At 48.2% G+C, this 12905-nt stretch carries 9 protein-coding genes; all 9 read right to left on the bottom strand.

Features of this window, described 5'->3' with window-relative positions:
* The 9 genes from CRENPOLYSF2_RS04510 to CRENPOLYSF2_RS04470 all read right to left on the bottom strand — a co-directional run bounded on the left by CRENPOLYSF2_RS04510 (window position 1) and on the right by CRENPOLYSF2_RS04470 (window position 12903).
* A complete protein-coding gene (locus CRENPOLYSF2_RS04510) occupies window positions 1–573 on the bottom strand; it encodes a hypothetical protein (protein ID WP_087142759.1) in 573 nt (190 codons plus the stop codon).
* Window positions 574–703: 130 nt separating this feature from the next.
* The gene (locus CRENPOLYSF2_RS04505) at window positions 704–1258 is read right to left on the bottom strand and encodes a hypothetical protein (protein ID WP_140396798.1); all 555 of its coding nucleotides are present in this window, start codon (window positions 1256–1258) and stop codon (window positions 704–706) included.
* A gap of 716 nt (window positions 1259–1974) precedes the next feature.
* The gene (locus CRENPOLYSF2_RS04500) at window positions 1975–3471 is read right to left on the bottom strand and encodes a multicopper oxidase family protein (RefSeq protein ID WP_245807895.1); all 1497 of its coding nucleotides are present in this window, start codon (window positions 3469–3471) and stop codon (window positions 1975–1977) included.
* 85 nt (window positions 3472–3556) lie between these two features.
* A complete protein-coding gene (locus CRENPOLYSF2_RS04495) occupies window positions 3557–3901 on the bottom strand; it encodes a hypothetical protein (RefSeq protein ID WP_087142757.1) in 345 nt (114 codons plus the stop codon).
* 98 nt (window positions 3902–3999) lie between these two features.
* The gene (locus CRENPOLYSF2_RS04490; protein ID WP_087142756.1) at window positions 4000–7149 is read right to left on the bottom strand and encodes an efflux RND transporter permease subunit; all 3150 of its coding nucleotides are present in this window, start codon (window positions 7147–7149) and stop codon (window positions 4000–4002) included.
* The gene (locus CRENPOLYSF2_RS04485) at window positions 7142–8569 is read right to left on the bottom strand and encodes an efflux RND transporter periplasmic adaptor subunit (protein WP_087142755.1); all 1428 of its coding nucleotides are present in this window, start codon (window positions 8567–8569) and stop codon (window positions 7142–7144) included. Before CRENPOLYSF2_RS04485 ends, CRENPOLYSF2_RS04490 begins: the two co-directional genes overlap by 8 nt.
* Window positions 8562–9941, bottom strand: coding sequence for a TolC family protein (locus CRENPOLYSF2_RS04480; RefSeq protein ID WP_087142754.1), 1380 nt, complete (start codon window positions 9939–9941; stop codon window positions 8562–8564). Before CRENPOLYSF2_RS04480 ends, CRENPOLYSF2_RS04485 begins: the two co-directional genes overlap by 8 nt.
* A gap of 102 nt (window positions 9942–10043) precedes the next feature.
* Window positions 10044–10478, bottom strand: a complete 435-nt coding sequence (locus CRENPOLYSF2_RS04475; RefSeq protein WP_087142753.1) for a hypothetical protein — start codon at window positions 10476–10478, stop codon at window positions 10044–10046.
* A 109-nt stretch (window positions 10479–10587) separates the two neighbouring features.
* Window positions 10588–12903, bottom strand: coding sequence for a heavy metal translocating P-type ATPase (locus tag CRENPOLYSF2_RS04470; protein WP_087142752.1), 2316 nt, complete (start codon window positions 12901–12903; stop codon window positions 10588–10590).
* Window positions 12904–12905 lie beyond the last annotated feature (2 nt).

Raw genomic sequence — 12905 nt, 5'->3', positions numbered from 1 at the left:
CTACTCAGGGATGCTTCCTAATAATGAGCTAACTGCAGCCGAAACAGCTATATCGCCCCTTCTATCATTTGCCAACACCCCAAATATCCCACCATCCCCGACCAGACAAATAGTTGTGTCCCGCCATAGGAGCTCGCCCTTCTCCTGGTCGTATAAAAAACCCGATACTTCCACCTTGTCGTTACTGCCAACCACATTTAGATCAATAAAGGCTAAGACCATGATCCAGCGTGTTCCGAGTGGGCTGAGGCGTTTGATCAAGGCCGAGTCGGCGGCTCGCAGATTATCGTTCGTCAGTTCAGCGGTTTCGCGCGAGGCACCACTCAGGACTACAGCGTATCCTTTATTCTTAAGGATCGTTGCCGCCTCTCCGCGTAATCGATCTTCGAGGTTTACCGTGACGCTCTTATCGATTCGCGCATCAACCGCTGGCAGCAGCGTAATCTGACCTATGGATTCAGGCTTAAATTCGGAAGCCCGGTAGAATGCTGGCTGGGTAACCGCACATCCCGCCAGCAAGAAAAGCGCACCGACCAAGGTGATTATGATTGGTTTATGCCAATGGCTAGTCATGATTCTCTCTCCTCTTTACTTATGTCATGCGGATTTTGCAATTTTATTCTGTATCTTGCCTCGCTCTTCAGGGTCACCGCCAACACGCCGACCACCGTCCAAATCCACATCCATCCGTTTGTAAAATTTATCATAAAGAGCCTTTCGTTGCGCTGCGACCAGTCCACCACCGGGCAAACAAGAACGTGATCGGGGGCAACAATGTCATTTGAAGTAGCGGCCATAGCCCCGCGCCAAGCATGGACACAATGGGCATGCGTTCGGTGTATGACCAGCGCCCTGCGGCCAGCGCCGCATGTTCCACCAACGCCGCATAAGCAAGCCCAAAAACAGCCACCGTGGCGTAGATGTTCCAGCGACCGCGAAAGCCCCAGACCAGATCGCCAGCGGCCAACACGCCCGCCGCGTAAATGCCCAAGATGATTCCCACATCACCCACCGCCGCCCGCGTGCAAAAACCGAGCGTTCTCGTCCAGGAGTATCCCGCCGTTTCGACGTAGGCGGGCATCTGCGCCATTTCCCAGATTCCGTTCAAAACGAAACTCACTAACGCCGTGGTCGCAAAGAACCGACCCAACCGCCACCAAGACAGACCGGAATGTGCTCTGGATATGCAGTCTCCGGTGTTTCCGGCTTGGTTGGTGTGGGGATTGTGCTGCGGTGTGTTGTGGCGGTCAGCAGTCATTTCTTGGACAGCTTGATAATCAGGACGACCACCAGTGCGCCGATCACCGTCCAAATCCACATTCCTCCGCCCATCCAACCATCTATATAATTCATCATAAAAAATTCCTTTCGTTGAACTGCGAATAACCCACCACCTGGCAGGGTGCTAATAAACAAAAGACTCTAAAGTTCCACTGGATTACAGTGGATCCCATTGTCAAGACAGTTTTAGGCCGAGTTTAAGAGGTTAACCGGTTTCCGCAACGGGATGGCCGTGGCCCATTTTTTATTTCAGATCGTGATTTTGATTTTAAAAAAATATTTATAGAGCCGTTTTTACTAAGAAGCTGTTTGGAAACTCCAAGCCAAAGCCACGAATGGTTTGGCTTAACGAGTCAAATTTAGATTTCCATTGAAACAATAAGCGAAGCCTTAATCTATCTTGCTTGCATCCAGAGTTTCCAAACAGCCTCTAAGACCTGTGTCTCTTGTTCACCTCATTAGGGAACCTCTATTAATTGTCCGAAGATTGTGGGCCACTATACGAGCGCCCCTTATCCCAAGGATGACCCTTGCCACCAGGATGTGACGAGTAGCCCTCATTTTTAAATCCTTTGGTACTTTTTGCGGCACATGCAGAAACCGTGAGAAATAAAAGTGTGATTAATATGACAAGATGTTTTTTAGTGTTCATGGGTTTTCTCCATCTTTATTCAAAATAGTTAAAAAGCTCTATTATTTAATATCCCATAAACCCGCCATGCCCATCTCTTCATGTTCGAGAATATGGCAATGAAACATAGTCGTACCGGTAAAATCTTTAATGGGCACTAATAGCTTAATTCGCCCCTTTTTAGGCACGATAACAGTATCTTTCCAGGCTGGGCTTGTCGTGTAAAATTTTGTATAAACCGTGTCACCACCGGTAATTGAAATCACCTGGGCAGGATTAACATGCTGATGGAAAGGATGATCCATCCCGCTGTCATTGATAACTTCCCATATTTCATACGTGTTCAACTTGGAAGGAACGGTGTAGGCTTTGGTCGGAGAATACGCAATACCATTGATGGTGGCTTCCTGCATCATATCCATGCCGCTCATCATTTTCATATCCAGGGTAATCTTACGTGTGCGTGTACCACTTGGAGCGTTTAGCCGCACTGCCTTGTTGTTAATCTTGGCAGGAGTTCTGTTGACAACGGCCTTACCGGTGACATTAACGGTCAGTAAGGTAACCTTCTGGCTGCTGCTCACGCTGCTCATCATGCTCTTATCATCGGTGACATAAGGGCTTGACAGTAATTTGTAGTAACCTTTGGTGGCCGATGCCTTGACCATAATATCGATACGTTCGCCTGGCGAGAGCAAAATAGTGCTTTGTGGATACGGCTTATCCAGTAAGCCGCCATCTGTACCGATGATTTGCAAGTTATGGCTGGCCAAACTGAGTTTATAAAAACGGGCATTACTGGCATTGACTATTTTCCAACGCTGCACTTGCCCAGGCTTCATGTTCAGCACCGGATTGACTTTGCCGTTGACCATCACGACATTGCCTTCCTTGCCGTGCATGGAATCGTCCATGGTATAAGCCGCTGGAGCTGAGCCGCTTAAGGTGATGTCTTTTAACACCATAATGTGCGTTTCATAACCGGCCAGCGCCTTGGTTTCATCAGCCACTTCCAGCGCACCGGCCATGCCGCCCCAGACTTGCTCTGAGGAATTGCCGTGAGGATGCGGGTGATACCAGTTCAAATTGCCGCCAGGTTGCTTAGACAAATTGTATTCATAATTGAAAGTGTCGCCGGACTTGAAGCTGAGCATTATGTTGTCTGACTTCCCCTTAGGCGAAACATGCAGGCCATGCGTGTGCAAATTGGTCAGGTCGCGGTTTTCGCCCATTGCGTTGACACCACTATTAGGCAATGAATTTTTAAAATGGATTTTTAACACGTCACCTTTTTTTACCTTAATAGTCGGTGCCGGATAAGTACCGTTGTAAGTCATCAATTTTGCCGTTACGCCATTGACATTGATTGGCGCGATCTTCGCTTCCAGATTTACCTCGACAATACCGGGGATCTTGGAAATATTGGCCATTGTCACTGGATCTTTGAAAGCAGCGCCGCGCGGTGGGTCAATCGTAGTGATTGAGCCACCCACAACACAAGTTGTTGCCAATAGACTGACCATACCGGCCAAAATCGCCGAAGTCTTCTGAATTTTCATGTTTATTTATCCTCATTGGTTTGAAGCCATTAATCTCTTCCCCCAGTGCCTTGAATTATAAGGCACTGGGCTTGTAAGTTATTTACTACTGCGCCATTCCACGATGCATCTCAGCCATTTTACGGTTTGCCTCGACGGCTTTTTCATAGCTATTAATCAAACTATAGCAATGCGTTTTAAGGTCTTGCGCCTGTCTACCGTAGAGATAGGCTTTTGATTCGTATTGGCTAAGAAGTTTCTTGTGCTCATCAACCTTAAGCTGCATTTCATCAGCCGCTTCATCGTAATGTTTCGCCAGCGCCTCATGATCCGCTTTGGTTTCGGCATTTAGCACGGCTTGGCTCATATCCATAGGATGCGGGTTCATTTCGGCACAAGCAGTCAGTAAGCCAGCAGTTAAAAGCAAGGTAATCAATAATTTTGTTTTCATGTGGATTCTCCAAGGTGATTCAATAGTTTAGTGACATTATTTTTTTCAGATTACGAGCAAATATATTGGTTTTACCCCCTATGATTTTAGATGAATGACTAAAAGCCTGCTGTTTTGTGTTTTTCCTGAAACTGCAATGTCAAACTGTAAATCACAGGAAACACCAGCAAACTCAAAATTAACACGGTCAACATTCCACCCAATGCAGGGGCGGCAATGCGTTGTGTGACATCTGCACCTGTACCCGTTGCCCACATAATAGGGATAAGCCCGACAATATTAGCCAGCGCGGTAATTGCCACAGGTCGCACCCGCAAGGCGGTAGCATTTTCAGTGGCGGTTCTAATTTCCTCAGCGGTCAAAGGAGCTTGTTTAATCTCCCGTAGCTTTTCGATTTCAATATCAATAAAACTCAACACCATCACGCCCGTTTCGGCTGCCGTGCCTCCAAGCGCGATAAACCCCACATAGACCGCAATAGATAGGTCATAACCCAGCCAATACACAAACCAAATTCCGCCTACCAAGCTAAAAGGGATGGTCAGCATCACCAAAGCAGGTTCGGTGATATTGCGAAACTCACAATACAACAGGACAAAAATCAGCAACAAGGTAAACGGTACAACTAGCCTTAAACGTTCGGCGGCACGTTCCATGTATTCAAATTGTCCAGACCAACTGACGGTATAGCCTGCGGGTATCGTGACGCGCTCTGCCACTCTTTTTTTAGCCTGCGCGACATAACCGCCTATGTCGGAGGTTTTAATATCCACATAAACCCACGCATTAGGTCGTGCATCTTCGGTTTTAATGACATCCGTGCCGCGTGTAAATTTAATATCCGCCACTGAAATCAAAGGGATTTGATTACCCAATGGCGTAGGAATTAATACGCGCTGCAAGGCTTCCAAGTTATCACGCGAATCACGCGGATAACGCAGATTGACAGGATAACGCTCCAGCCCTTCAACGGTTTGGGTGATGTTCATGCCACCAATCGCGCTTTGAATCACGTCTTGCACATCACCCACCGTTAAACCGTAGCGGGCGGCGGCTTCACGGTTAATGTCAAAATCCAGAAAATAGCCTCCCACCGCTCTATCACCATAAGCCGATAGGGTGTCGGGTAAAGTTTTCATCTCTTCGGCAATTTGCAGTGCCAACGCTTGCAGGATTTTTAAATCAGCCCCTGAAACTTTAATACCAATAGGGGTTTTAATCCCTGTAGACAACATATCAGTACGGTTTTTAATCGGCATTGTCCACGCATTGGCTAACCCAGGGAAATGAATCGCCTTGTCCATTTCATTCATCAGTTGCCGCGTGGTTTTAGTCGGGTTCGCCCATTGCTCTTGTGGCTTTAATTGAATGGTGGTTTCTACCATCATTAACGGAGCAGCATCGGTGGCAGTTTCTGCGCGTCCGATTTTGCCAAACACTTGCTGCACTTCAGGGAAAGTCTTCAGGATTTTGTCCGTTTGCTGTAATACTTCCTTGGCTTTGGTAATGCTGATACCCGGGAAAGTAGTTGGCATGTATAAAATATCTCCTTCCGCTAAAGGCGGCATAAATTCACTGCCCATTTTCGACAACGGATAAAGCGTAGATGCCATTAACAGCGCGACCAGTAACAGAGTGACAGCTCGCCATTGCATCGCCAATTTTAAAATAGGCGAATGGATAAAATGCAGGATGCGATTGGCAGGGTTTTTATGTTCTGGAATAATTTTTCCACGCACGAAATACCCCATCAGCACCGGAACCAGCGTAACGGTTAATATCGCTGCCGCTGCCATCGCATAAGTTTTGGTAAATGCCAGTGGACTAAATAACCGCCCTTCCTGTGCCTGCATCGTGACAATGGGCAGAAAGGAAATGGTAATGACTAACAGTGAAGAAAACAGCCCTGAGCCAACCTCACGCGCGGCATTACCTATCGCTTGCCAGCGTTCTTCTGTGGTCAGCTTGGCTTGTTTCTTTTCAACCGCTTGCGCAAGGTGTTTATGCGCGTTTTCCACCATCACCACTGCTCCATCCACCATATCACCAATAGCGAGGGCAATACCGCCTAATGACATGATATTGGCATTCATACCTTGCCATTTCATCACGGTAAATGCCATTAAAATACCCAATGGCAAGGTAATCACAATCACTAATGAGGAACGCAAATGCAATAAAAATAGGGCAACTAAACCACAAACAATCAACAATTCTTGAGTCAGTGCATCGTTTAATGTTTCTACCGCCCGTTCAATTAAACTGCCTCTATCATAAACAGGAACTATTTCCACGCCTTCAGGTAAGCCTTTTTTCAATTCCTCCAGTTTATTACGCACGTCTTTGATAGTGGCTAAGGCATTTTCACCAAAGCGCATAATCACCACGCCACCCGCGACTTCACCCTCTCCGTTTAATTCGGTGACACCGCGCCGCAACTCAGGACCGATTTGAATTTGCGCCACATCCTGCAAACGTATCGGCGTACCGTTGGCATCAACGCCCACCGGAACGATTTTAAGATCATCTATGGACTTGATATAGCCTAAACCTCTGACCATGTACTCAGTTTCGCCCACTTCCAGCAAACGACCGCCCACATCGTTATTGGAGCGTTTAATCGCTGTAATGACGGTAGATAATGGGATTTTATAGGTTTGGAGGGCATTAGGATTGACTTCGACTTGGTATTGTTTGACATAGCCACCCACCGAAGCCACTTCGGATACGCCAGAAACCGTTTGCAACGGATAGCGTAAATACCAATCTTGCAAAGAACGTAATTGGGCTAAATCATGCTTGCCTGTTTTGTCCACTAAAGCATATTCATAAATCCAACCCACGCCTGTAGCATCAGGACCAAGTGTTGGGGTAACACTTTGCGGCAAGCGATTTTTGACATAATTAAGATATTCCAGCACCCGTGACCGCGCCCAATAGATGTCTGTGCCGTCTTCAAAAATCACATAAATGAAGGATAAACCAAAAAAGGAATAGCCGCGTACCACTTTGGCATGAGGTACTGCCAACATCGCAGTGGTTAAAGGATAGGTCACTTGGTCTTCAATCACTTGGGGCGACTGGTCGGCATAGTCAGTAAAAATAATGACCTGTACATCGGACAAATCAGGAATAGCATCTATCGGCATGTTTTTAAACGACCAAACACCTGCCAACGCTAAAACAATCGCCGCCAGCAACACCATAAAACGGTCTTTCAAACACAGATTGATAATGAAATCAGTCATGTTGATGCGCTCCTTGTTCCATTTGTAACCGCTTGGGTTCGGTTTTTTGTGGAGCTGAAGGCTCAATCATCTTGGCGGTGGCTTCGTTTAATTTTGATTCCGAATCAATCAAAAATTGTGCGGATGTCACCACTTCCTCACCGGATTTTATGCCGTCAAGTACCGTCACATCACCATTGGACGATAAGCCTGTGGTAATCTCGCGCGGTTCAAATTTACCCGCACCACGCACAATAAATACTTGATTGTGTGTGCCAGAACGAATTACCGCCTCAGAAGGAATCACGATCGCATCCCGTTGTTTGCCTGCATAAATCGTGACTTCTGCGAACATATCGGGTTTTAACAACTGCTGCGTGTTATCAAAAATCAAACGTACTTTAATGGTTCTGGTTTTTTCCTCGGCGTAAGGATAAATAAATGACGTGTGTCCTTTAAAAACCCGCCCTGGTACACCTGCCAAGCGCATTTCTACAGGGTCTCCCTGTTTCACCCAAGGCAGTTCGTATTCGTAAACTTCTGCATAGACCCAAACTTTAGCTAAATCGGCAATCATAAAAAGTTCGGTTTCTGGGGTGACGTATTGTCCCTCCCGCGCTCCGATATTCACGACGATGCCATTGGTGGGACTATGAATATGCAAACTTTTTTTTATGTTGTGTGTAGTAGTTAAATCAGCCAGTTGATGGGCGGGAACATCCAACAGCTTTAGGCGTTCGCGAGAACTTTCGACCAAGTCTTGTGCGCCCCGCCGTATTTCTTCAATCGGGCTTTTTTCTAAAATTTTCACACTGTCCAACGCTAACAAATATTCCTGCTGACTTGAAACCAGTTGTGGTGAATAGAGGCTGAGTAATGGCTGATGACTGCTGACTTTTTCGCCAGTTTTATCCACCCATAAGGTTTCAATCCAACCTTCGATTTTAGGATGCAGGCGGGTAATATGCTCTTCATCATAAGCGATTCGTCCTACTGCTCGAACAATATGCGAAAGCGGCATTTTTTTGGCAATGGCAGTGCGAACCCCCATATTTTGTACAGTCACCGCGTCAATTTTAACGCTGCCCGCTGAATCCCCCGTTGTTGCCTTGTCTTCTGCATAAACAGGCAAATAATCCATCCCCATATCATCTTTTTTGGGTACTGGAGAAGTAACAGCCGGATTCATAGGATTACGATAAAATAAAATTTTAGGTTGTTTTTCCTCAACATAGACAGGGACATAATCCATGCCCATCGTATCTTTTGCCGGAACAAGCGAGGTGACCGATGGATTCATGGAGTTACGATAAAACAAAGGTTGCTTGGCATCGGTGGGTTGCACTGCCTGTGCCTGTTTTTGTTGTTGCGCCAGCCAATATCCGCCGCCTAAGCCTATAGCCAGAATGAAAGGGGCGGTTAACAAGAGCGGCTTATTCATAAATGTTGTCCTCCCCCACAGCCGCGCTTAACTGCGCCAGCGCTTGCTGCGCTTCCGTAAAGGCCTTCCAGTATTGGGTTTCGTATTCGAACAATGTTATTTGGCTGCGTACCAGGTTAAGGAAATCAACCTTGTTGACCTGGTAACCGACCAGCATGGAAGCAACAGTCTGCCGCGCCTGTGGCACGATGCCGGTATCAAACAGCACAAACTGCTGATTAGCACGCTGGTAATCACTGTGACTTTGTGAGATTTGCGAACGGACTGCATTCCATTGATCCTGCAGGGCATAGCGTTGTTGCATGAGTTCGCTCTTGCGCTGATCAATGGCTTTGGCCTGTTTTCTGCCTGCGAAAATCGGCAGGTTCATGCTGACACCAAAACTCAGTAAATCTGAGCGCCTGCTACCGTCAGGCATGTTATTGCGAGCGCCATAAGCCGCTTCGACAGTAAAATCAGGCAGCACATCTTTTTTAGCCAGCGACAGCTTTGATTGTGCCGCGTTAATCCCTTGGCGTTCGCTTTCCAGTAGCGGCCTTGAGGTTTCGGCTTCCTGATAAAGCCGATCTTCCGCCCTGATTTTCGGCAGCCGCAATTCTATCGTTGCGGGGAGTTGCACCGAGTTGTTAGCGGGTTGATCCAGCAGTGCGTTGAGTTTGGCAACAGTACTACGCCGCATCCCGGTCAGGCTGATTTTTTGATCCAGCAGTTTGGATAATTCCAGTTGGGCCAGCAACACATCTTGTTGCAAGCCTTCGCCTACTTCATATTTGGTTCTGGCGATAGCAACAAATTGCTGTAGCAGATTGTGATTGTTATCCACAATCTCCTGCGCCCGATCCAGATAAAAAATTTGCCACCACAGGGTTTTGACATCGCTTAACAACGCCAGGCGCAACTCGTCGGCATTGAGCGTTGCAGCAATCGCCTCGTACCTCGCCGCCTGTTCGCGCAACGCCAGTTTGCCGGGAAAAGGGATGGCTTGAGAAAGGCCAAAACTCATTTGCGTCATATCTTCTTGCCGGGTGTTAAAGCTATTAACCGGCAAACTCATCGCATTAAAGCTGATTTGTGGATCGGGGAGGCTACCTTCCTGTGACGGAATCGCGGCCATCGCTTCGGCACGCGCCTTGATTTCCGCCAGTCCGGGATTGCCGTTAAGGGCAATTTCAATCGCCTGGGCTAGTGTCAGAATGGATTCGCCCCTTTTAGCGGCGTGCGTTTCAGCTACTGCCTCAACCCACCCCACATGGAATGTGCCAGTTGGAACATGAAAGACCAGGCCGGGCGAAAACAACGCCAGCCCAAAAAATACAGCCGTCCACGCCGGATAAGCACGACGCAATAGCCACGGACAAATAACAAGAAACATTGAGTTTCCCTCTCAAATCGGAAAAAATAAGCCCCGCAAGCGCGGAACTACAGTACACCAAACCGTTTTAAGGGTGTGGCGCGGTTCGATTTAAAGGGTTGGCTAATTCAGCAGTCTACAGAATCGATAGATGAGCAAAACCCGTCGTCCAAGTGGCGGATCGGTTTTACGAGGAACTTGTAGCGGCGGGTAGGTAAGGAATAAGCACCAAAACGTCCAAATGAGACCCAGAATAAAAACCGGCAGCTCGGGGTTGGCTAAACGGTTAAAATCGGGGAACGAACTGGTTTGCGACTCAAGGCAGGGCTTGAGCGTGCAATCTGGCACAGACTTGGCGGCATGGTCTTGGTGATGTGAATATTCAAGTGTGCCTAAATCAGAACATCCCTGCATGTGTTCGGGCATTGCCGACAATGCCGAGGGCATAGACATGGTACAGGTCGCCGAAATGGCAAAAGAAATCCAGCTCACCAGCAACACGAACACTAACGTGTGCAGGTAAGGGCGGTTTCTTTTGGAATGCAACGCTGTTATCACAAAACCTCTCTGAATTGAAAACCAGTCGCTTTATAATCTAGCATACGAAAAGATAAACAGCAATTTATTGCTACGTTTATCCTGATTTAATACAACAGGATTGATGCTGTTAAATACTTTTTAACCGAAGCAGTCTCAACCCGTTTGCAACGACCAACAAAGAAGCCCCCATATCAGCGGCAATGGCTTCCCATAAGGTTGCCAGTCCTGCAAAAGCTAACAGGGCGAAGGCGGCTTTAACGGCGAGGGCAAAAGTAATATTTTGCCGGATGATGGCCAATGTCCTTTTGGAATGCGCGATCAGCCAAGGAAGCTTGGCAAGGTCATCGCCCATGAGGGCAATATCCGCGATTTCGATGGCTGCATCCGAACCCAATACGCCCATCGCGATCCCCAGATTAGCTCGGCCCAGTGCAGGGGCATCATTGACACCATCGCCAATCATCGCCACCTGTCCGTATTTTTCGACCAGTTGCGTGATGACCTCAACTTTGTCGGCGGGTAGCAATTCCGCGTAAACCTCATCAATGCCGATCTGTGCCGCGATATTATTGGCAGTCACTTGGTTGTCGCCGGTCAACATGGCCAAATGCTGGATTCCATTGTGCCGCAGGGCTTGCAAAATGGCTTTAATATCGTCTCGTGGCTGATCAGCGACGGCAATGAGACCGCAAATGTGCCGGTCATTGCCGATAGCAATGACGGTTTGCCCCGTCTGTTCAAGTTCAATTGCTTTTATACTGATTTCTTTGACTTCCTGGCTGCGCTCCAATAGATAACGGCGTGAACCCAGCCAGAATTCCGTGCCATTAAAAAGCCCGGTGATGCCTTTGCCGGGTAAAACCGTCACGTTGTCGGCGCTGGCTACTTTAATGCCCAGGTCTTCCGTGTATTTTAAAATGGCTTTCGCCAGCGGATGGCTGCTGCGGGCTTCCAATGCGGCCGCACGGCTTAGCAATTCTGCTTCACTGTGGTTGTTAAACGGGTAAACCCCCGTGACAATTGGCTCGCCACGGGTCAGCGTGCCGGTTTTATCAAAGGCAATCGCCTTGAGACGGGCCGGTGTTTCGATATGGATACCGCCTTTCACCAGCACCCCTTGTCGGGCAGCGCAGGCCAAGGCCGCGACAATGCTGACCGGTGTGGAGATCACTAACGCACAAGGGCAGGCAATCACCAATAACACCAGGGCATGGTAGAACGACTCGTTCCAGATGCCCCCGAAAAATAACGGCGGGATAACAAATACGGCTAGGGCTACAACCATCACGGCGGGCGTGTAAATACGGGCAAACTTCTCAACCCATTGTTCCGCTTCCGCCCGCTTGTTATGTGCTTCACCGACCATTTTAGTGATTTGCGCCAGGGTAGTGTCCGTGGCGAGTTTGCTTGACCGGACTTCCAGTGTGCCTTCGCCGTTGATGCTGCCGGCATAGACTTCATCGCCGGTTTGCTTGCTCACAGGCATGCTTTCGCCCGTGATCGGCGCTTGGTTCACGGAACTAACCCCCGCCATCACCTCACCATCCAATGGAATCTTATCGCCGGGCGCTAAAATGAAACGGGTTCCGATAGCCACTTCTGCGGCGGGTACTATACGTTCCTGTCCAGTTTCATCCTTGACCTTCACCGTAGACGGAGCCAAATCCAATAACGCTTCAACCGCGTGGCGGGCGCGGCCAATGCTCCAGCTTTCTATCGCCAGCGACAGGGCGAACAGAAAACTCACGGTGGCCGCTTCAAACCATTCATCAATGAACATTGCGCCGATAACAGCAACCGTCATCAATAGATTCATATCGGCACGCAATCGCTTCAAGGCATAAAATGCCTTAACAATGACATGCCGGACACCAAAAATAACCGCCAAAGCAAAGGCGATTTTTTCAGGCAAGGGCATCGCTTGCTGTGTATGTGCATTCAGCAAGCTAGTCAGGTATTGCGTGACAACCTCCCATTTTGGCGACCAAGTTTCAGGGTGGCTAAGTAAGGTTTGGATATCGGAAAAACCACCGGCCAGAGCGATATGGATCAACATGCCAACCACAATAAATAAGCCGCTTAACAAGGTATAAACCGTTTTTGAGCGGTGCAGATGGGTTTCATCTGCTTGCGGTTGTCCAGCTTGCCAGCGGGTGGCTTTCATGCCGGTCGCGGCCACCGCTTTAATAATGGCTTTTTCAGTAGCAACTTCGGCATCCGGCAAAAGCGTCATCCGGCCATTCAAGACATCAAAGGCCAGCTTGTCACCACCGCCCACTATCGGGCCGATGGCATTTTTTAAAGTAGCAACCTCTTCGGCACAGTCCAGCCCTTCGACTTTGAACGTCATACCAGATGCAGACTTGGCTTCGATGGCTTGATGGGTTTGTGGATGTTCCCCTGCACAACAGTGGGGCTTTTCAGCTTGATGGTTTGAGTTCATGA

The organism is Crenothrix polyspora (assembly GCF_900163755.1).
GTDB lineage: Bacteria > Pseudomonadota > Gammaproteobacteria > Methylococcales > Methylomonadaceae > Crenothrix > Crenothrix polyspora.
Note: the sequence above shows the minus strand (reverse complement) of the source record. Positions and strands in the feature narration are given on the sequence as shown.

Coding starts and splice junctions, on each gene's coding strand:
- CRENPOLYSF2_RS04495 (WP_087142757.1), bottom strand. CDS start 3,901: ATGAAAACAAAATTATTGATTACCTTGCTTTTAACTGCTGGCTTACTG.
- CRENPOLYSF2_RS04490 (WP_087142756.1), bottom strand. CDS start 7,149: ATGACTGATTTCATTATCAATCTGTGTTTGAAAGACCGTTTTATGGTG.
- CRENPOLYSF2_RS04480 (WP_087142754.1), bottom strand. CDS start 9,941: ATGTTTCTTGTTATTTGTCCGTGGCTATTGCGTCGTGCTTATCCGGCG.
- CRENPOLYSF2_RS04485 (WP_087142755.1), bottom strand. CDS start 8,569: ATGAATAAGCCGCTCTTGTTAACCGCCCCTTTCATTCTGGCTATAGGC.
- CRENPOLYSF2_RS04470 (WP_087142752.1), bottom strand. CDS start 12,903: ATGAACTCAAACCATCAAGCTGAAAAGCCCCACTGTTGTGCAGGGGAA.
- CRENPOLYSF2_RS04510 (WP_087142759.1), bottom strand. CDS start 573: ATGACTAGCCATTGGCATAAACCAATCATAATCACCTTGGTCGGTGCG.
- CRENPOLYSF2_RS04500 (WP_245807895.1), bottom strand. CDS start 3,471: ATGAAAATTCAGAAGACTTCGGCGATTTTGGCCGGTATGGTCAGTCTA.
- CRENPOLYSF2_RS04505 (WP_140396798.1), bottom strand. CDS start 1,258: ATGACTGCTGACCGCCACAACACACCGCAGCACAATCCCCACACCAAC.